The sequence below is a fragment of the Fulvivirga kasyanovii genome (assembly GCF_009711405.1).
GTDB classification, from domain to species: Bacteria; Bacteroidota; Bacteroidia; order Cytophagales; family Cyclobacteriaceae; genus Fulvivirga; species Fulvivirga kasyanovii.
The window spans coordinates 43,482-64,450 of the sequence record NZ_SMLW01000674.1 but is presented as its reverse complement, the minus strand read 5'-3'; the positions used below and the strand labels follow the sequence as shown (position 1 = coordinate 64,450).

Here is a 20,969-nt window from a genome sequence, read left to right as displayed (position 1 = left end):
GGTCTCCCCAGAAATTCCGATTGATCCCTTTTACTCCAGTTTAAGGGGCAAGTCCAAAACCTGTGGTGAATTGAAAAGCAAGGGCTCTCAACTTAAAGCTTACCAGTGAAATAAGATAAAACTGCGTCTGTTGCAATTTTACCCTGATTTGCCAACTGCTTTTGCCGATTGCTATTAGATTAGGAGGTGCCTGTCAAACACAGCTCAGAAATGGCGGTGCCCCTGGAAATTCGGCTTGATACCTGACCCTTAGTTCACCTCTTGCCCCATGCTTTTAAATTGACCACTGGCGGCTATACCTTTATTGTTTATATTAGCCAGGTTATACTTGAAGCCTAGAGTAGTTCCTCTATTTTCGAAGCTTATACCCGCGCCATTGAGCACGCCACTGTCCTCCGTGACTATTAAGGTATAACTATTGGAAAATTTTGATGTAATCCGTTTTAAATGCTCAGGTGTACAGTATTTTTTCCCGATAACCAGTATATGAAGTTTGGTTAGATCAAGCTGGTTCTCTTTCAAAATGTTTATGGCTACCACGTTCTGACTGCCTACAGTACGTCCCATAGTCTCCTCGGAGATCTCTTTATAAAGGTCAAAGGATCCGTAAACGCCAATATTGAAAAAGCCTTGCTTGGCACGGTCTGGCCAATCCATATACCTTGTAAAGGCATTGATGAATTTTGCTTTATAGTTCTGTGCGGATAGGTTGAAGCTAGTGGCCAATAGTATGCCTGCTACTAAAACCAACTTTCTTTTTATCATCTTTTGTTTGTTGTTTGTAAGTTCTATAGCGAAGGTAAGGATGAAGAGTTACCTTAATATTATTCATACTTCAAGGAAGCATTAAGGCTTGATTTTCATTGGAATAGGAGCCATGTGGAAGGTGTTTGGCACTATGAATGATTGGTCGGTGAAAACCGGATAAAAGATCGTTGTTCAGGGATGGATAATGCCTCTCCATTTTTCACTTTCAGCATATTCCTTGATCACCAGGTTTCTTTTTACAAGAAGAGAAGTCATGTAACGTTTGATGAGTAACAGATCTGCCAGTTTTCCGAGGAAGTGCAAAGGCGATTCATAATCAAAAACATCGGTCATGATAGTTTGCCCGGCGGCATCAGCGAAATGATGTTCGTGTCTGAACCTTTTGAAGATCCCCTGTTCCATTTCATCAACAAATATCCCTGGTCTCTGATATTCAGTAATTCTGGTGGTCAAAGTTTGAGTAACTCCAAAATGCCTGGCCTTCCATGTGACTGTCTCATTTAAACCTATTAACCCGCTGGTTTTTCCCGCTATGGCCTGTTCGTTCGTATGTCTTGTCGATTCCAGGTGTAAGTCAATACTTCTGGACAAGTCAAAGCATAGTTCCCTGGGAGCCTGTATGGCCGTTTTGAGCTTGATAATTGGCATACTCGCTATTCAATCGAGGCTTCTATAGACAAACCTTCCGTCAAAGCCCATTGGGTCCATGAGCCATCGAATACAGCCTTGTCATTTTTGTATACCATTTCACATGCCAGCAATACGATACATGCCGTTACTCCGGAACCACAAGAGAAGATCAGAGGCTTATCCTTCGTAATAATTGGTTTGAAAATATCCCTAAGGGCTTCCCGGGATTTGTAAATACCATTTTCGAGTACCTTTTCGAAAGGAACATTGACAGAGTGGGGGATGTGTCCGCTTCTCAGTCCTGCTCTGGGTTCGGAGGCAGTGCCATTGAATCTCCCGGGCGAACGGGCATCAATAACCAGTGCTCTTTTGGTGCTGAGATTACTGATCACCTGATCTATTTCAGCTACTGAACGAGGATTGTAGCTGGCGGTAAAGGCCCCTGTGCCTGAGGTTTGCTCAAGGAGGGGAGTGGTGTCAAAGCCCTGTTGTATCCAGGCAGGCAATCCACCATCCAGCACTGCAATATTCTTATGACCCATTACCCTGAACATCCACCAAACTCTTGGACTGGTGTAGATGCCCAGGTTATCATATACCACAATTCTGCTCGTATTATTAATGCCAAGCTTTCGGCATTCTTTCTGAAAAACATTCGGTGAAGTTAGCATCGAAGGCAAATCTGTTTTCCTGCTACTGAAAGCCCTCAGATCAAATTGTCTTGAACCTTTAATGAATAATTTATTAAAAGCACTTTGTTTGCCTGCTTTGTTGTCTTGAGTACTGGCATCGAGCAGTACAAGATTCGGATCATCGAAATTATCATGAAGCCACTGAGGGCTAACGGTCAATGGCATCATAGGCTTATACTGCTACTACTGAAGACCCTCGGATGATTAGGTCAGTCTTAAGGATCCTGGTTTCTGGCTCAATGATTTCATCCTCATCGGCTTCAATTTCCCGGATAAGTAGCTTAGCGGCTTCCTGTCCCATCTTAAAACCCGGTTGGTCTACCGTCGTTATGGCAGGGTCAGTCATAGCGGTAAATTCCCAGTTACTGAAGCCGGCAATGGCGAAGTCCTGAGGGATTCTGAGACCTTTTTCTTTGGCGGCCTTCATTACACCCAGTGCCGCCCTGTCGTTAATGGCAAACATCGCGTCTGGCGGGTTATCAGAGTTCAGGAGCTGAGTGGTTAGCTCTTTTGCCAGCATTTCGTTATCTGCAGCGCGGCCACGTAAGATGATAGATTCATCAAACTCCATATTATGCTCTTTCAGGGCCTTTTTGTAGCCATCCATGCGATGCTTGCTAAGTATAAGGCTCTCCGGACCGGCAAGGTGGGCTATTCTTTTATACCCTTGCTGTATCAGATGTTTAGTAACCTGATAAGCTCCGTCAAAATCATCCACAACTACTTTGCTGCAGTTGATGGCATCGCATACACGATCAAAGAATACAATAGGCAGGCCACGCTTATGGATGGTTTCAAAATGGTCATATCGGGTGGTTTCCCGTGACATAGAGATCAGTATGCCATCTACCCGGTTCTTTGATAGGGCAAATGTATCCATGACTTCCCGGTCGTAGGATTCGTTTGATTGTGATACAATGACACTGTAGCCGGCACTATACGCAATGTCTTCAATACCACTGATCACTGTAGAGAAAAAGAAGTGAACGATTTCAGGTATTATGACCCCGATCGTATTGGATTTGCTTCTTCTTAAACTAAGAGCTATAGAGTTTGGCTGATAGTTGTACTTCTCAGCCAGGTCAGTAACAGCTTTTTTGGTTTCCGGACTAACATTGGGATGATCCTTTAAGGCCCTGGAAACAGTTGAGGAACTGATACCAAGTTCTTTTGCGATATCCTTAATAGTAATCTGAGAGTTTTTCATTCGAACATGCCCGCTAATTGATCTGCCAATATAGCAAAAGCAGATTTGTTAAGAAAGAAATCAGAGAAGATGTGCGAAAAGTGCAATTTCTGTAAAAAATGCAATTTTGCTTAATGGTGATTGTCAAGAGGTTAGGTTTTACAGGTGAAAAGTCATGGTGCTGAAAATTAATCATATTCCGCAAACGTTTGCGGTGACGGTGTCATTGAAAACCGCCGAAAAAAGCAGGTTTTTAAATTTGTTGGTATTGAATTTTTTACAAGATTAGTTAAGAGATGATTATGTAATTATGAAAAAATTAAAGCTATGAAAGATATGCAAACGTTTGCATCACACTTAGAGTGGATTTTGAAGTAATTGCCAATCAACCCGTATATCTTAAAAAAATTATATTTTCAAAATGGAGCTTATGAAACACAAATTACTACTGTTTTTTATGGTCCTTAGCATCTCAACCTCAGTGGTCTGCGCACAACAACAGACCATATCGGGAAAGGTTACGGATGCCGGGGATGGCCTGAGCCTGCCGGGGGTCAACATTATTGAATCCGGTACCAACAATGGAACGGTTACCGATGTGGATGGTAACTATAGCTTAAAAGTGGCTTCGGATGCCACGCTGATATTTTCATATGTAGGGTACACTACCATAGAGGTGCCTGTAAATGGAAGGTCAGTTATTAATATACCTATGGAGGCTGATGTTACCCAGTTGGCCGAAGTGGTGGTGGTAGGGTATGGTGTGCAAACCAAAAGAGAGGTGACCGGCTCAATAGCCAAAGTAGAGGGTGAGGCATTGACTGAAATTGCTGTGCCCAGTTTTGAGGCTGCCTTACAAGGTAAAGCTGCCGGTGTGCAGGTGATCCAGGGCAGTGGTACGGCCGGCTCGGGATCCATGATCCGCGTAAGAGGTATTGCATCTCTCAGTGCCGGGGGAGATCCGCTGTATGTCGTTGATGGTATTCCAATTACACAGGATTACTTTTTAAACGACAATCGCGGAGCTTTCAATAATAACCCACTGGCTACGATTAACCCCAACGACATCGAATCAGTGGAAATCCTGAAAGATGCCTCTGCTGCTGCCATTTATGGGTCAAGAGGTGCAAATGGGGTAATTTTGATAACTACCAAGAGAGGAAAGACCGGTAAACCTAAATTTGAATTCAGTACGAGGTTAGGTATTTCAAAGCCAGCCAGAGAAGTAGACCTGCTTTCTTCTGAGGAATGGCTGCAATTGAGGCAAGAGGCCTGGGAAAATGATGGGAATGTAGGTTTGGCAGACCTTCCCGGCGGCATTACCTGGGAGCAGGCAAGGCAAACAGATACAGATTGGATCGATCTTGTAACACAAACCGGGTTTAAACAAGAGTATAACCTGTCTATGACGCAGGGTAACGAAAAGCTGAGCTCATATGTTGGCGTTTCGTATAGCAACAATGAAAGCTTTTTGGAAGGAAACAGCTATGAGAGGTTTAGCGGAAGGGTAAACCTTGATTATAATATTATGGACAACCTGAAGGCCAGCCTGACCACTTCTTTGAGCCAGGGTATCAACAACAGGGTCAGTGGTGCATGGGATGGTGGCCTTGGAGCTGCTATGTCAGATGCTTTGCCCATCTATCCGGTCAGAAATGCTGATGGCACCTATTTTACTGCCGGAAACAACCCTGTAAGGAAGCAGGAACTTGTAGATTGGAGAACCAGGGAAAACAGGTCTATTTCAACATTGGCATTGACATACGAGCCGATTGAAAAGCTGAACCTTAACGTATCCGGTAGTTTGGATTACATGGACCTCCAGGATGATCAGTTTGAGCCTGCCGAATGGACAAATACGGAAAACATTGCAAAACAGTACCCGACCTGGGTTACAAACTATACCATGTCAGCGACAGCTTCATATGATTATAGCCTGGGAGATAATAATAAGTTTACCTTCCTGGTCGGAGGAGAATACCAACGTTCGCTCACTGAAAAATGGAACAAAATAGAAGCGTTTGGCGTGAGCGGTCCACTATACGAAGATCCTTCCATTCCGGACAGAGGTTTGGATGGCGAAGGCAAGCCATTGTCAAACCCGGTATATGAAACTGCTCCAGATCAAATCTGGTCTTTCATCAGTTACTTTGGCCGTATTAACTATGCTTACAAAGATAAGCTGTTCCTGAAAGGATCGGCCAGGGTTGATGGTTCTTCAAGATTCGGACAAAATAACAGGTATGGTTTCTTCCCCAGTGCCGGTTTAGGTTATGTAATTTCAGAAGAAGATTTCTTCCCCAAGAGTAGTCTGGTTAATTTCCTGAAACTTAAAGCAAGCTGGGGTATTACCGGAAACGCAGATATTCCAAACTATCAAAGGTGGGGTACTTTCCAGAGAAGGGAAGGTAATGATGGTAATCCTTATAACCAGGAGCCGATTATATTTCCTGTGAGGCTTGAAAATCCTGACTTACAGTGGGAGGTTCAAAGAACGTATGACTTTGGTTTCGAATTGGGCTTGTTTGATGACCGTGTAGTAGCCGAAGTAGCTTATTTTGATAAAAACTCTACCGATGTTTTAATAGACAGACTGGTACAGGTGTCTGCCGGTTTCCAAAGGTATTTCGAAAATATAGCTGAAATCAACAACAGAGGTTTTGAGGTAGGTTTAAAAACAAGAAATCTTACCGGTGCTTTTACCTGGACTACCGATATCAATGCTTCGCATCTTGAAAATGAGGTAATTGACATCGGGGCTACCCCTCCGGATGCCATTGCAGGGTCTGGTGATACACGGGTGGTAGAAGGTATGCCTGTAGGTGTTAACTTCCTGAACAGGTTCTCAAGAGTGGATCCTGAGAACGGACTACCTATATTCCTCGATAAAGAGGGAAATGAGACCTACGAGTTTAACCTCGAGGACAGGGTGCCTGTAGGAAGTGTAGTGCCGGACTGGACCGGTGGTATTACCAACTCCTTTACTTACAAAAACTTCGATCTTAGTGTACTTTTCACTTTTACCATTGGCGGTAACATCTATGATGATTCTGGTAAAAGGCAATTGGGGGTAGTATCTGACTGGAACATGCGCAGAGAAATTGTTGACCGATGGAGAGAGCCCGGTGATGTTGCTCAATTCCCAAGATTGACTATGGAACCCAGCACCTATGGAGGGTTGGCAAGTTTCTGGAACCTGAACACTACACAATTCCTGTATGACGGTACCTACGGCCGTATTAGAAATGTAACCCTTGGATATAACCTGCCCTCAGAGCTGGTAAGCAAACTAAGACTGAGAAGCGCCAGGGTTTACTTCAACGGAACCAACCTCGTGACATTCACCAAATATCCGGGAGCTGATCCTGAGATCGTGAGAGACCATAATGGCCGTCAGGGAAGGAACCTGAGTCCGAATGTGACCTATTTAACAGCTCCACAGGAGAAGGCTTTTATGCTTGGTATCAATGTGGGCTTTTAATCAAACAAGATGAATAATATGAAAATATTTAAATACATATTCTTAGCCGCTATTATCACTGTATCGTGCGACGACCTTTTGGAGATAGAGCCAAAGGGAGAGATAATAGCTGACGACGCATTACAGACTCCCCAGGATATGCAGGAGCTTCTAAACTCTGCATATGATGCCCTGCGAGGAGATGGAGGAGATTTTTTTGGAGGAAGAGTACAGTCGATATCGGAAGTAATGTCTGATAATATCGATGGTAGCCAGACCAATCTGAACAACGCAGATTTCAGAGCATACTATAACAAAACCAGTACATTTTTTACAGGTTATACGCAGGGCATGTTCGATGAACCTCACTATGTGATCTACCGGGCCAACGTGTTGCTTAAAAACCTGGATTTGATCGAAGGTTTATCTGAGGCCGAGCAGGCCAGGATAGGAGGAGAAGCTAAATTCCTGAGAGCCATTTGCTATTTTGAGTTGGTCAGATTGTTTGCACAACCTTATGGGTTCACACCAGAGAATACACATCTTGGCGTGGTGCTGCGTATAGAACCATCTGCCGAAGCAAAAAACAGAAATACAGTGGCAGAGGTTTATGAGCAGATCGTGAGCGACTTATCTGATGCGGCGAATTCACTTCCCACTTCAAACGGAGTTTATGCAGACGCCTGGGCAGCCAAAGCTTATCTGGCCAAGGTACATTTCTTCATGCACGACTATGAAACAGCCTTCAATATAGCAAGTGATGTGCTTAACAACGGTCCTCACGCTTTCAATCCGGATGCAGAAGAATTTCAAGCCCGTTACTCTCCTGAGAGTACTAACGAAGCCATTTTTAAAATGGTCAGCAACCCTAACGATCACAGAGGTACGCAGCTTTCAACACACTTCAGGTCTGATGGAGACAACCCTCCGACCTTAAGGATCTCCAGAGATATGTACGAAATGGCTACTGCTGATGCTAATGATTTGAGAGGGCAAAAGTGGTACCGGATAGATAATGAAGGTGCGGAGAACGAAGCCATATTCATCACTAAATACGACAGTGTAAATTACTTCGATGTGCCACTTATGCATGTTACCGAGCTTAAACTGATAAGAGCAGAGGCAGGCCTTGAATTAAATACGTCAGCATCAATAAACACAGCCGTTGATGATATCAATGATATCAGAACCAGAGCTGGTTTAGCACCTGTATCAAGTGGTGTAGGCCAGGCTTCATTGCTAAACACTGTGAGAGAAGAGAAAAGAAAGGAGCTGGTGACAGAAGGGCAAAGGTTCCATGATTTGAGACGCAGAGGTGCAGCCGGAGAAAGTGATCTCAGGATCAGAAATTCTTCATGGGATTGTCCGGGTATGGCTATACAGTTCCCTGATACTGAAATAGCCGGTGCCGGAGGTACAGATGTTTTTACGCCTAACACTGAAGGAGGCTGCTAACAACTAAAAATGAAAAACATGATGAAAAAGACATTTATAAACATAGCACTCTTGGTATTTGGCAGCTTGCTTGCCACGGGGTGTATTGAAGAATACGGTGGAGTAGGAGAGCCTGTTGATAAGGTAAATGAGCTGGCCGGCACATGGAAACTGGCTTCTGTAATTCAGGTTGATGAGGATGCTGTAAGAAAAGGTTTTCCGGCTTTTGTTCAGACCATGGACATCACGGAGATCTTTGATTACACCGACTACACCATGAACCTGGAAGTTAGTGGCGGAGCTCCTTCAAGCTTTACGATCGACCGTGGAAATTCTCCGGCGATTATAGGGATTACTTCAGGGCCATGGACGCTGGATAACTTGCAGGCGCCAACTCAGATCATATTTGCGGATAGCGAGGCGCTTGAGTTCGAAAGTTATCTGGAATTGAGGGAAGGAGTACTGAACCTGAAGTTTACAAGGTATCAAACCAACAGCAAAGGTGAGAAAAGTGCCTTTTTGAGCTACAGATACCGATTTATCAAACAATAAAGGAAATGACGATGAAGAACATATTAAAAATTTTATTGCTTGCTTTATTACCTTTGGCAGGGAATGCTCAAACCGTGACGACAAGTCCGGCAGTATTTACTGCGGAGGATGAAGTGACAATTACGGTTAACGTTACCGGAACCAGATTGGAGGGGTATTCTGGTGATGTATGGATGTGGTCCTGGCTTGCAGAAGGGTGTACCACTAACTGCGATGCCCCAACAAATATAGATCCTGCCGGTGGAGAAAACACTGATGCGGCCAAAATGACAAGAGATGCGGAAGACCCGGATGTCTATAGTATCACTTTGGTTCCGGTAGACTTCTTTGGAAAAGCGCCTTCTGAAATAGGAGCCATTGGTATTAAATTAAAAAGCCGGAGTTGGACGGATGGTATAGAAAGCGATAATGATAGAGTTATAGCTGTACAACCTCTGATTTACATTCCCAGCGAAAACAGAACCTTTCCTGTTAAGTTTACCGATGAAGATGTAGTGACGCTATTTTTTGATCAGAACCTTACCAGCAGTTCAGGCATGAAGTCAGTCACTGAGATTTATGCATATCTTTTTATCAGTGGCCAGAATGCGGATGGAACTGATTTTCAGGATGTACCAAGAACGCAATGGTCAGATGTTGGCTCTTCTCCGGAATTAAAGCTTACAGATAGGGGAGATGGCATATATTCCTTGTCACTCATACCGGAAGTATTCTTTGATGTCACAGAAGGAGCCGCAATAACCAAAATTAGCTACATATTCAGGAATGCAGAAGGCACAGTTCAAAGCGATACATTTGAGGCTTTTCCTTTAACAGAAGAATAATAATTAATTATGAAAAATATTTATTTAATACTTATAGCAGTTTTTGTTGCTTTTTCATGCGAGCAGGAAGAATTTGAAGGCTCAGGCCTGGAAAGTCTGCGCGATTTTGAATTGAACCCTGTTTCGGGGGCAAGAATTGAATTGAACTCATTAGCCCCTGATGAGGAAGTCGTCATTGGCTGGAACGAAGCGAGAAGCGGATTTAACTCAACTGTAAAATACACCTGGCTGGTTGCCAGAGTGGATGGTGATTTTAATTCCCCGTTGCTGTCGGTGCCCTCTGATGATGATGGTACGGCAACTAATGTATCATTGACCAATACGGAATTGGATCAGGCTTTAGTTGACTTAGGGTTGGCTGTTGGTGAAGAAATTGATTTGAAATGGACAGTTTCAGCAACCAATGGTGACTTGGCTAAAATGGCTTCTCCTAATACTATTACAATTAAAAGATTTGTTGGGGAAATTGCTCCTTTTGGTAATCAGACACCAGACAAGCTGTTAATTGCTTTAATGGATCCGGCAGACGAATTAACGGTAAGTTGGGACAGCACTTTCTTTAGCTTTGGAGGGGAGGTTAGCTATCAATGGATTGTGGATACCACAGGAGGTGATTTTTCAAATCCTTTACTTACCGTTGATGCAAATGATAATAGCACTATAATATCCCATCAGAGTTTATTTGATCTGTTTGCTGATCTTGGAGCATCAGAAGGTGAGCTCGTTTCCTTGCAATGGAAAGTGATAGCCAAAACAGGAGATAAAACTAAAGATTCTAAGGGTGTTTATACAATTGTGCTGGCAGACCCGGTTGGGGCTTCAAAATTTATGGTTGGCGCAGCTACACCTGGTGGTTGGGGGTGGGATAACCCTACGGAAATGTATCAAGTGTCCGCTGGTGTATGGATGGCATCCCTTTACTTTACGAATGACAGTTTTAGGTTTTTCAACACAGAAGGTGACTGGGGGTCAGGGACAAATTATCCCTACTATCTCAACGAAGGATATACTATAGATGTTGATTTTGAGGATGCTCTGGACGATGACAATAATTTTAGGTTTGCAGGCACTCCCGGTAGTTATCTAATTACCCTAGATACGAATTCAAAAACGATCACGCTGGAATAATTGCCCATATGGTAGTGCAGCGAAAACTGCACTACCTTTTTACCACCTTAATATGAAAAACCTTTTTTACTTAATCTTCTTGTCGATCTGTTGTTATGGACAGGCTCAAACCTTCACAACAAACCCCGCCTTTCCCATAGCGGATCAGCCATTAACATTAACCATAGATGTCTCTTCAGTACCTTCTCTGGCTGATGAGTCAGCACTTTGGCTTTGGGCGTGGCTTCCTGAATGTGCCTCTGATTGTGATGCTCCAACGAATGTCAATCCCGCAACCAGCGCACAGTCTGCGGCCAAATTTAGTGCAACAGGGAATCCTGATATTTTCACGCTGACCTTTACCCCAACTACTTTTTTTAACAAACCAGCAGATCAGATCACCAGAATAGGGTTCAAAGTAAAGGCTGATGACTGGGGCAATGGACAAAGCCCTGAAAATCTGTTTATCGATATTTCAACCGGGGAGCTGGAGGTGTCTTTTTCCGAACCTTCCGATGAATACTTTTTTGTAGACCCAAGTAGTACCATCAATATTGTGGCATTAAGTTCGGCATCAGCGGATCTTGAATTGAAGATCAATAATGTGGTGGTTGAGTCTTTAACCGGTACAGAGTTAAGCTACACACATAATGTCGTTGAAAGTGGTACCATTGAAGCCACAGTTACTGCCTCAGTGGGAGGTGATGTTGCTACGGATAAATTCTACTTTATCGTAAGGCAGGCCACAGAAAATGCTGCTACACCTGCGAGTATCATCAAAGGTATAAATTATGACGCAGACCCATCAAAAGTAACCCTCAGCCTGGAGGCACCAGGTAAAACCAGCGTTTATGTTATTGGAGAATTTAATAACTGGATGCCTTCAACCAACTATCGGATGAAACAGGATGGAGAGTTATTCTGGCTGGAAATAAGTGGGCTTAACTCAGGTCAGGAATATGCTTTTCAGTACCTTGTTGATGAAGAAATCATAGTAGGAGATCCATATGCAGATAAGATTTTGGACCCTAATAATGATCCGTTTATCCCTGCCGCAACTTACCCGGCTTTGAAAACCTACCCAGACGGTGCATCAGGCAATGTTTCTGTTCTGCAAACAGGTCAGACTCCTTACAACTGGCAGATAACCAACTTTGTGAAGCCTGCAAAAGAAGACCTGGTCATTTATGAGTTACTGGTAAGGGATTTTGATAAAGAGCAGAACTATCAAAGCATTATCGACCGGCTCGATTACCTCCAGGGACTTGGTGTTAATGCGATTGAGCTTATGCCGGTTATGGAGTTTTCCGGTAACCTGAGCTGGGGCTATAACCCATCTTATTTCTTTGCTCCTGATAAATACTATGGCTCTAAAAATGATTTGAAGGCATTTATTGACGAATGTCATTCGCGGGGGATAGCGGTTATTCTTGATATGGTACTTAACCACACCCATGAAGATAATCCACTGGCCCAGTTATACTGGAACGAGTCAACCTTCAAGCCGGCAGCGGATAACCCCTGGCTTAATGTTACTCCGCGCCATCCTTTCAATGTGTTTTATGATTTTAACCATGAGTCTGCCTACACGCAAAATTTCGTAGATACGGTTAATCACTACTGGTTGAATGAATACAAATTTGACGGCTATCGTTTTGACCTCACCAAAGGTTTCACGCAGGACTTTACGGAAGGTTCTGACGTGGGGGCCTGGAGCGCATACAATCAAACACGCATTGATCTTCTAAAACGAATGACCGATGCTATTTGGGCACACCACCCGGAGGCTTATGTAATATTCGAGCATCTTGCAGACAACAGCGAAGAAAAAGTGCTGGCAGACTATGGTATCATGCTTTGGGGCAATATGAACCATAATTTTAACCAGAATACGCTGGGCTTTAGTGATAATTCATCTATTGACTGGTCCTATTATAAAACCCGCAATTGGCAGGAACCCAATCTCATCGCTTACATGGAAAGCCATGACGAAGAGCGTTTGGTTTACCGGAATATTAGCTTTGGCAATTCGATTCCCGGAAGCTACAATACCAAAGACCTGGATATAGCTCTGGAGAGAGTGAAGGCTGCCTCTGCTGTTTATTATGCTATTGGTGGCCCAAAAATGATCTGGCAGTTTGGTGAATTAGGCTACGATAAATCAATAGAACTCAATGGCAGGACAGGAGAGAAGCCTATTCCGTGGGCTGATGGAGGGTTGGGTTATGACGAAGATCAGGAGCGGTTAAAACTGTATGATGTAACGGCTGAACTTGTAAAGCTAAAAAAATCATATCCCATATTTTCTGATAATGTTACTACCATTAATGAATCTGAAGCACTGGTAAAGCAGGTCGTACTCAAATCAGATCCGTTTGTAAGTAATCCCGGATCGACAGATGAAATGAACCTTTTGGTAGTGGCTAATTTTAACCTTTCTGCGAAAGATATAACCATTAGTTTTCCTCATACAGGGAGTTGGTATAGTTATTTTGCCATGGGAGATGAACTGGTTGTGGATGCAACCTCTAAAACATTGCAACTACAGCCCGGGGAATTTAGGATTTATACAGATGTAAAATTACCCGAAGTGGCGGCAGAACTGACTGATTTTGTTCAACCTATAGCTCCAACTGGTTTATCAGCAAATATGTCAGGAAATGAAGTGGTGCTAAACTGGGAGGATAATTCAGCCATAGAAACAAACTATCAGGTATGGAGGTCAGCCGGAGCCGGCTTTGAGTTGGTAACGACTCTGGGGGCTGATGTAAGTACCTACACAGATAAGAACGTATCAGGGCTGACTGCCTACACATATAAAGTGACGGCAAAAAATGCCCATTATACATCAGATTCGGGAGAAGCCACGATTACAACCAGTGAATTTATTACAGGCATCAAGGATGGACACACTGATAAACTCAACGTTTATCCTATACCGGCGAAAGACTATTTAAAGTTTGAAGGAATGCCGGGCAGCACTACATTTGAAATACGCAACCTTGCAGGGCAAAGTATACTTGCAGGAAATGTCAACGGACATTTGGACATTAGCACGTTACCTAAAGGTATATATGTGCTAACTGTAAGGAATAGTACAGACTTGCAGAAAATAAAGTTTGTTAAAGCAGATCAGTAAAATTAATCAGGGTATTACCTGTCTTGCAGGTACTTAAACATTTCAAGAGGCATTCCTACCCGCTAATTGCAGTGGGAGGAATGCCTTATAAAACCAACTATGAAAGCTTCTAAATACATACTTCCAGTCCTGGTCGCTGTGCTGGCCATTGCCTGTCAATCTGAACAAAAAAACAAGGAACTCATCTCTGCCTGGCCTCAGCATGGCATCACCTATGAAATCTTTGTGCAATCATTTAGCGATTCTGACGGGGACAGTATTGGCGACATCAACGGCATGACGCAAAAGCTCGGTTACCTGCAAGACCTGGGTGTTGAGGCGGTCTGGCTTATGCCCATTATGCCCTCGCCAAGCTACCATAAATATGACGTTATCGATTACCGGGCCATTCACCCTGATTATGGTACCATGGAAGATTTTAAGGCGTTTGTGCAGGAAGCCCATAACCACAATATCAAGGTAGTCATTGACCTGATCATTAACCATAGCTCCTCAGAACACCCTTGGTTTAAAAGTGCCATACTGGATAAAAACAGCCAATATCGTGATTATTATGTCTGGGCTGACAAAGACTCTATTGCAGACCAGTTGGCTAAAAAGGAAGTTTCCTTTGATTCTGACAATATTACCCAATGGCATGCTGTAAACGGAGACACCACTGCGGAACATTACTACGGCTTCTTTTATGGAGGTATGCCAGACCTCAATTACGATAACCCCGAACTGCGGGCAGAGATCTATGATATTGGCAGGTTTTGGTTGCAGGAAGTCGGTGTTGATGGATTCAGACTAGATGCCGCCAAGCACATTTATCCGGATGACAGGGCAAAGGACAATCATGAATTCTGGAAAGAGTTCAGGGCGAAAATGGAGATAGTAAAGCCTGATGTTTACCTGGTAGGAGAGGTGTGGGCCAACACCGATATACAGGCACCTTATGCCGAGGGGTTTTCAGCATTATTCAACTTTGACCTGGCATTTAGCATCCTTGAGACATTAAACAAGGGGGTGAATGTTTCGGCCGCTATTGCCGGTCATAGTTGGAATGCCGATGAAAAAGCAAGTATCGTAAATAACTATACTGCCGGGCAGGAAAAATTCAGACAGTACAATCCTGATTTTGCCATTGCCACATTCCTCAGCAACCATGATCAAAACAGGGTGATGAGTGTCCTCAATAATGACATTGAAAAAGCCAAATCGGCCGCCTCCATTTTACTGACATTGCCGGGAGCCCCATACCTGTACTATGGAGAAGAGATAGGCATGCGCGGCATGAAACCCGATGAACACATACGCGAACCATTTCTATGGGAAACGGCCAAAGATGACACAAGCCGCACCCAATGGATAAAACCCACCTTCACTACTGACGAATCCGTCAAGCCCCTTAGTGAACAAATAGATGACCCTAATTCCCTCTTTAACCACTACAAAAAGATGATCGCCCTCCGCCGCAGCAGCGATATACTTACCTACGGCGATATTCAAATGGTAGAGCAACCTAATCCCGCACTACTGGTTTTTAAACGTTCTTACAACGGAGAGGAATTACTGGTGGTGCATAATGTTTCCGGGGAGGAGCAGGTTTTGGAGGGGGTGAGTGAGGAGTTTTCCGATGTGTATTTTGTGTCTTCGGAAAAAAACTCAGTTACTAGAATACAGCCTGGAGGGTTGATGATTTTAATTCAAAAGTAGTTTTAAGAATTGAGTGTTCCTGCATAGTATAAACTTATTTGCTTATCAGCATTCTTTAAAGTATTTCATTGTAAAGCAAATACTAACCCTTACTGTCCGTAGTCTTCCGCAGGATGACTACGGACTTTTAAATGAGCACCAGTGACACGGCCTCATAAATTCCGAACTTAATTTGTCGTGCAGGTATTTCAATATTATTCTGTCAGCCCAACCCCCGTTCCAACACCAATTATACCTGTATCCAGTGATACCATCTTATTATTTTCAGGGGTAGGTTTGGAAGTATAATTTTCTACATCTAAAACCTACTAATTATGAAAAAGCTTAAGATTGAGCAACTTAAAGTGAAAAGCTTTGTAACAGAAGTGTCTACGGGTAAAAGTGAAACTGTAAAAGTACAAGGAGGAGCGGCTTCAGCTTCTGTTTGTGGTAAATATGGGTGTCCTACCGTAGTAACTTATGGATACTGGACGTATTGCTGTGAAGACTCTGGTACTTATTGCCAGTAATTACTGAATCAAGAAATAAAGAAAAGAGGCTGGATTAAACAATTGATCCAGCCTCTTTCAATTTACACGGCTACATTATTCTTTTATAAACTTCCGCGTTACCTTCTGGTCGCCGGAGGTGATCCTTATAAAGTAGGTGCCCGGTGTCAGATGTGAAACATCTATTTGCTCGTATGGCCCTTCCTCGTTGATTTCAGTAACCAGCATGCCGTACATAGAGAAGATCTGAACATTTTCAATCTGATGATCCTTTACAGCAATACTCAGCCTTTCCCGGGTAGGGTTAGGGTATATTTGAAAAAGGTCTGTTTCTTCACCGTTCAGCGTATTGGTTCTCAACATGGCAGAAGCAGACTCAACACAAAACTCTGTAGACTCAGAGCTGCCGAAGTCACCACCTGTTACAATTACGCCCTGAGCACTTGATAGGGTGTAAGATCCATTACCATAGCCACAGCAAATACCATCACCATAGGTATCATTAATGGTGAAAGTGTAAGTGTCTGCTGCCAGTCCGCTGAAGGTTTTGGTTACAGTAGACCCATCTGGGGTGGATGAAGAATAACTTTCAGAGTCTATGGTAGTCCCTGATGAGTTTTTCAGTGTCCATGAGGTTTCCTGCGGGTAATTGTCAAGTGTTATACTCAACTCAACGTCACCGGACACACAATCTCCTCCGGTATCTCCGATAGAAAGTTCAACATCATCTATGGCAATATCCGCCTGCCAGGTGCTTCCCGTGATCCTGTTAAAACGTAGCTGGACACTACCTCCAAGGTATGCAGCCAGGTCAATGCTGGCAGATTGCCAACTGTTGCCCTGATTACCTGTCATACTCCATAGAGAAGTCCATGATTGTCCATTGTCATTGCTGGCCTCCAGAGCAATACTACCCATGTTGGAAGCCCCATACATATGGAATTTGAAATTAAACGAAGCCTGACTTTCCGAGCTGAGGTCGAAACAAGGAGAATTGATGATCGCCTGTTTGTTGGGATATCCACTGCCTGAGGCTTCTACATAAATATAGTATGACCCTTCGGCGGCGCTTGACGGCCCTGTACTGCTTGAAGGTGTTCCGTTGGCATCCACTGTCCAGTTCAGATCATCGCTTGTAGATTGAGTCCATGCACCGATGGTATTTTCAAAGCCTTCTGAGTAAGGAAAAGAAGTAATTCCACCACTACATCCGGCAGCCGGCAAAGTGGTGATATTAACGCTGTTGCTTGCTCCTGATTCGTTAGCAGCCGCATCCCTTGCCCTGACAGTAAAAGTGTAGTTTGTGTTTGCTGATAATCCTGTTACCGTATGGCTTGTTGTACTTACTGTTGTAACCAGAGAGGCACCATTGTAAATATTATACCCTGTAACTCCAACATTGTCAGTAGAAGCATTCCAGCTCAAATCAACACTTGAAGAAGTAACATTGGAGGCAGACAGGTTGTTAGGCGCTGTCGGTGGTTCAGTGTCGCTTGATCCGGAGCCCAGTTTGAAAGCAACTACATGACTTCTTCTTACATTGTTACCTTTAAAGTATTCACCAATATGCCAGAAAGTGAGGTCATCCAGCGGGTCAACGGTGATCTGGGCATAGTCACCATACCTTCCGTCACCTCTGTTTTCTTCAGAGTCGCCATTGACCACCACCTGCTCGCCCTGAGGCATGGTGCCCAGCGGATCGGTAGCTAATCGCCCGGTATACCTCAAAGAAGTATAAACCGTGCTACTCACTATGGTATAACCCATGCCGATATTCCCCTGGCTGTCCATAGCAATACTTCCGCAGTATGCACTGTGGCCGTCGGGTTGCAGGTAAGTGCCTTCCTGATAGATCGTCCACGGGTCACCATCATTGGTTTGTCTTAATTCATACCAGCGGATACCAGCCCTTGAATCATTACCACTTACATCCACTACAAAATTCATGACCACGGAATTGTGAGTGCCGAAGCGCCTGTAATTGGTCATGTACATCATGGTAGCCTGCAATGCATCCAGATCGGGGCCACTGCCCGGTTCATCAAGGTTTTGAAAAGATCCTCCGTCAAATACACCATCGAAGGCTGAGGTATTCAATATTTGTGGAGATGATATCGTTGAGTTGGAAGGTGATGACCAGTCTACATCAGTAGTCCATATTTTAAGGTGGTCCTGAGATACTCCTGACCAGGAATCATCCTGCATATACACCACCGAATGCCCTACACCAACAGGAGGGAGGGTGGAGCCTGTAGCGTTAAAGCCTCCCGGACTATAGAAACCACTTGTAGTGATACCCGGTAACGGGAAGCCGATCATTTGTGCAGAAGCTCCCGTAAGCATATTATCCCTTTCCAGGGCAAAGATCACCTGGCTTGTAGAAGCACTGTTTTGGTCTTTATTAGCAGTAATGTAGTATCCATCACTCCATATAGATAGCTTTTCATAATCAGGAAAAGTACCTGTATTAAAGCGGTAAGTGTACCACCCGTCATTTACAGGGTCTGGTCCCTGGCACACTGCTATGAGTATACCGTTGGGAGAATTGCTAAACTCCATGATAATAAAACGGTCTGCAAAATTATCATAGACTACCACGGGGTCACCTAATGTTTCGCCGGGAAACAAAGTGCCCAGGGAAGCTTCCGGAGCCAGAACGTTTCCTGACCTGTCCAGTATGCCAAAGCCACTGTTAAAGGCATAGACATAATGGTTGGGGCCAATCGCACCTGTCGGGTCATTGAGTACTGAGCCGACATGAGCATCAAAGGAAACAATAGGAGCAGCAAGAAGTGTTTCTTCTGCACTTCTCTGTACGCTTCTTTGCTTCGCTATCAAGGGGTCTTCGCCCTTGGGCAGGCCCTTGCCGGGCACAAAAATATTGGTACCCCTTCTTTTAGGAGGTGCCACATGTTCAAAGCCTTGTGCGGCTATGATGTTATCCATTGCAGAAAGCGCAGGAATTTCGCGTACATACTCACTGGTAGTAAAATATGTGGCCTGATAGGTTTGCTGTGCAAATGCTCCGTAACTAATAAGCAAAAAGCAACAGCACAAAAATCTGATTTTCATAATAACTAGGTTTGGTTGAAAAATTTTATGGGTAAAGTCAAATTAGTATTTATATGGGAGGCATTTTGGTAAAATAAGGCCATTATAGTACATGCGTGACTTTATGGTTCACAGTTCATATTTTTTTGGTTCACTTTTGTGTCAGTAAATGGTGTACGGTACTCGGTAAAAATTCCGGAGTGAATGGTGCCCAGGTCGGAAGTCAGAAGACCGGAGTCGGAAGTGGTCGGTAGTGCGTTAGAGAATTGGTGTTTAGAATGTTTCTACGAAACTATATGCCCTTGAGATGATTATTGGGGAACTGATAAATAGTAAACGGTGAAACTGTAAACCGATATCAGAAACTACAGATAATGCTATAAAAAATGTGGGATTAATATTAAATTTGCCACTTATCCAAAACATGCTTTGAAAAAATTACTGTTTATAATATTGCTCCTTTGTTCCTTTATGCAAGTGAAGGCGCAGGACGATCAGCCCAAAGATTCCACCGATACCGCAAGTGTAGAAGCTGATACCACCCAAAATGACAAAGGTCAGGTTATTTCCGATACATTAAAGAGTAAGCTGACAGGTGTGGTACCGGATAGCACGGATGTACAAAGGGCAAAATCGACGGCGAAAAGTGCGTTGAAGGATAGCCTTGATAATAGGGTAGATATTCCTGATATAGCCATAGACAGTACAACTACCCGGAAAGCCGGTAATAAAGCAAAGCAGGTCGCGAAGGACTCGCTAAACCGTTATGTGGATGTCCCGGATATAAAGATTGATTCCACAACTTCCGATCAGGTGAAAACCGAGGCCAAATCCAGGGCCAAAACAGCTTTGGAGGATGAGTTGGGGGAGGAGATCCCTCAGGTGACCATTGACTCAACTACAACCAGGCAGGTGAAGGAGGCAGCAGTGAAACGTGCAGAAGATGAATTGAAAGGCACCAAAGAGTATGATGCTATTGGCGGGCTGGGGGACGACTCGGAGCTTGGGCATCTGGAAGATTATAAGAACAAGTTGGAAAGTACCCAGGAGCAACTGAAACAAGCGGCCGCCAAGCAGGAACTCAAACAGAAAATGGCCTCCCACGCCAGGGAGTATATCACCCAAAATGCAGATAAAATACAGCAAGTGCAGTCGCAGATGGGGGAGATGAAGAAGAAATATTCCTACATGCCGAACAGCAATGACTTGAGTAGTGCAGTAAAGAGGACTTCATTAAAGGGAGAATCGCTTTGGGAGCGTCTGGTCATAGGCGGTAACTTTAATATCAGTAAAACCAATCCGTTAAATGTTGACCTTTCCCCTGCCGTAGGTTATAGGATCAATAAGCTTTTTGAGGTGGGTGTTACCGGATGTTATCGCAGCCAGTTTAAAGCAGATAAACAGGGAGTAAATTCTCAAGTTGGAAAGGAAGTATACGGCTATAGTGCTTTTGCCAACCATATGGTATTTAAAAATTTCTTTGCTTACATGGAAGCTGAGCGCATGAGAATGACCACCACATCCGGCGAAATCCCCAAAAGAGAATGGAAGCAGACCTTATTAATAGGAGTAGGCCGAAAATTCAATGTAGCCAAGTGGCTCGAAATGCAGGCACTCGTATTATTCAACGTCCTTCACGATAATGAAGATGGCCTGTATAACAGTCCAGTTGTGTTTAAGACAGGATTCAGGCTGCGAAAATGATATTTAGTTTGAAGCTGGGGTAATCAGTAACCAGTTTTGGTTGATAGATTAATGACAGCTTACAGCGCTAAATTGCGGCTTTACTAAACTTTGAAAGTTTGGTAAAGCTTTACTGTTCCATAACACCGGCTGAGGTAATAACCTTAAAGCAGAGGTTGCTACTTTTCTGAGCATCGCCTCTCCCTACAGTGGGTCTCCTGCCATAATTAAAGATTGTACCTCCGAAATAGAACTGC

At 43.8% G+C, this 20,969-nt stretch carries 14 protein-coding genes; 9 read left to right on the top strand and 5 right to left on the bottom strand.

Translation table 11 applies throughout. From position 1 onward, the window contains the following. Positions 1-249: 249 nt before the first annotated feature. The 4 genes from E1163_RS28405 to E1163_RS28390 all read right to left on the bottom strand — a co-directional run bounded on the left by E1163_RS28405 (position 250) and on the right by E1163_RS28390 (position 3,297). Positions 250-765, bottom strand: coding sequence for a YfiR family protein (locus tag E1163_RS28405; RefSeq protein WP_155176849.1), 516 nt, complete (start codon positions 763-765; stop codon positions 250-252). Between the two features lie 174 nt (positions 766-939). Beyond that, the gene (locus E1163_RS28400; RefSeq protein ID WP_155176847.1) at positions 940-1,416 is read right to left on the bottom strand and encodes an SRPBCC family protein; all 477 of its coding nucleotides are present in this window, start codon (positions 1,414-1,416) and stop codon (positions 940-942) included. A 5-nt stretch (positions 1,417-1,421) separates the two neighbouring features. Further along, positions 1,422-2,258, bottom strand: a complete 837-nt coding sequence (locus E1163_RS28395; RefSeq protein ID WP_155176845.1) for a sulfurtransferase — start codon at positions 2,256-2,258, stop codon at positions 1,422-1,424. 4 nt (positions 2,259-2,262) lie between these two features. Continuing rightward, positions 2,263-3,297 (bottom strand): LacI family DNA-binding transcriptional regulator, encoded by a 1,035-nt coding sequence (locus E1163_RS28390; RefSeq protein ID WP_155176843.1) that lies wholly within the window; start codon positions 3,295-3,297, stop codon positions 2,263-2,265. 409 nt (positions 3,298-3,706) lie between these two features. Between E1163_RS28390 and E1163_RS28385 the strand changes: the two genes are divergently transcribed. The 8 genes from E1163_RS28385 to E1163_RS28350 all read left to right on the top strand — a co-directional run bounded on the left by E1163_RS28385 (position 3,707) and on the right by E1163_RS28350 (position 15,999). After that, positions 3,707-6,757, top strand: a complete 3,051-nt coding sequence (locus E1163_RS28385) for a SusC/RagA family TonB-linked outer membrane protein (protein ID WP_185156244.1) — start codon at positions 3,707-3,709, stop codon at positions 6,755-6,757. An 18-nt stretch (positions 6,758-6,775) separates the two neighbouring features. Beyond that, positions 6,776-8,191, top strand: coding sequence for a RagB/SusD family nutrient uptake outer membrane protein (locus E1163_RS28380; RefSeq protein WP_185156243.1), 1,416 nt, complete (start codon positions 6,776-6,778; stop codon positions 8,189-8,191). A gap of 18 nt (positions 8,192-8,209) precedes the next feature. Continuing rightward, positions 8,210-8,722: a DUF5004 domain-containing protein gene (locus E1163_RS28375; RefSeq protein WP_185156242.1), complete on the top strand. Its 513-nt coding sequence runs from the start codon at positions 8,210-8,212 to the stop codon at positions 8,720-8,722. An 11-nt stretch (positions 8,723-8,733) separates the two neighbouring features. Next, positions 8,734-9,546, top strand: coding sequence for a DUF4961 domain-containing protein (locus E1163_RS28370; protein ID WP_155176835.1), 813 nt, complete (start codon positions 8,734-8,736; stop codon positions 9,544-9,546). 9 nt (positions 9,547-9,555) lie between these two features. Then, positions 9,556-10,674: a SusE domain-containing protein gene (locus E1163_RS28365; protein WP_155176833.1), complete on the top strand. Its 1,119-nt coding sequence runs from the start codon at positions 9,556-9,558 to the stop codon at positions 10,672-10,674. 52 nt (positions 10,675-10,726) lie between these two features. Next, positions 10,727-13,792, top strand: a complete 3,066-nt coding sequence (locus E1163_RS28360; protein ID WP_155176831.1) for an alpha-amylase family glycosyl hydrolase — start codon at positions 10,727-10,729, stop codon at positions 13,790-13,792. A 99-nt stretch (positions 13,793-13,891) separates the two neighbouring features. Then, complete coding sequence (locus E1163_RS28355) at positions 13,892-15,490, top strand: alpha-amylase family glycosyl hydrolase (protein ID WP_155176829.1); 1,599 nt, start codon at positions 13,892-13,894, stop codon at positions 15,488-15,490. 314 nt (positions 15,491-15,804) lie between these two features. Next, complete coding sequence (locus E1163_RS28350; protein WP_155176827.1) at positions 15,805-15,999, top strand: pinensin family lanthipeptide; 195 nt, start codon at positions 15,805-15,807, stop codon at positions 15,997-15,999. Between the two features lie 75 nt (positions 16,000-16,074). On the opposite strand, the gene E1163_RS28345 is transcribed toward E1163_RS28350, so the two are convergent. Further along, positions 16,075-19,050, bottom strand: coding sequence for a T9SS-dependent choice-of-anchor J family protein (locus E1163_RS28345; protein ID WP_246223971.1), 2,976 nt, complete (start codon positions 19,048-19,050; stop codon positions 16,075-16,077). A 408-nt stretch (positions 19,051-19,458) separates the two neighbouring features. Here E1163_RS28345 and E1163_RS28340 point away from each other — a divergent pair, with 408 nt between their 5' ends. Further along, a complete protein-coding gene (locus tag E1163_RS28340) occupies positions 19,459-20,733 on the top strand; it encodes a hypothetical protein (protein WP_155176826.1) in 1,275 nt (424 codons plus the stop codon). Positions 20,734-20,969: the final 236 nt, after the last annotated feature.

Bases quoted from the DNA above. Each gene is read 5' to 3' on its own strand.
- E1163_RS28390 (WP_155176843.1), bottom strand. From the start codon at position 3,297: ATGAAAAACTCTCAGATTACTATTAAGGATATCGCAAAAGAACTTGGT.
- E1163_RS28385 (WP_185156244.1), top strand. From the start codon at position 3,707: ATGAAACACAAATTACTACTGTTTTTTATGGTCCTTAGCATCTCAACC.
- E1163_RS28355 (WP_155176829.1), top strand. From the start codon at position 13,892: ATGAAAGCTTCTAAATACATACTTCCAGTCCTGGTCGCTGTGCTGGCC.
- E1163_RS28370 (WP_155176835.1), top strand. From the start codon at position 8,734: ATGAAGAACATATTAAAAATTTTATTGCTTGCTTTATTACCTTTGGCA.
- E1163_RS28360 (WP_155176831.1), top strand. From the start codon at position 10,727: ATGAAAAACCTTTTTTACTTAATCTTCTTGTCGATCTGTTGTTATGGA.
- E1163_RS28345 (WP_246223971.1), bottom strand. From the start codon at position 19,050: ATGAAAATCAGATTTTTGTGCTGTTGCTTTTTGCTTATTAGTTACGGA.
- E1163_RS28400 (WP_155176847.1), bottom strand. From the start codon at position 1,416: ATGCCAATTATCAAGCTCAAAACGGCCATACAGGCTCCCAGGGAACTA.
- E1163_RS28405 (WP_155176849.1), bottom strand. From the start codon at position 765: ATGATAAAAAGAAAGTTGGTTTTAGTAGCAGGCATACTATTGGCCACT.
- E1163_RS28380 (WP_185156243.1), top strand. From the start codon at position 6,776: ATGAAAATATTTAAATACATATTCTTAGCCGCTATTATCACTGTATCG.
- E1163_RS28375 (WP_185156242.1), top strand. From the start codon at position 8,210: ATGATGAAAAAGACATTTATAAACATAGCACTCTTGGTATTTGGCAGC.
- E1163_RS28395 (WP_155176845.1), bottom strand. From the start codon at position 2,258: ATGATGCCATTGACCGTTAGCCCTCAGTGGCTTCATGATAATTTCGAT.
- E1163_RS28365 (WP_155176833.1), top strand. From the start codon at position 9,556: ATGAAAAATATTTATTTAATACTTATAGCAGTTTTTGTTGCTTTTTCA.
- E1163_RS28350 (WP_155176827.1), top strand. From the start codon at position 15,805: ATGAAAAAGCTTAAGATTGAGCAACTTAAAGTGAAAAGCTTTGTAACA.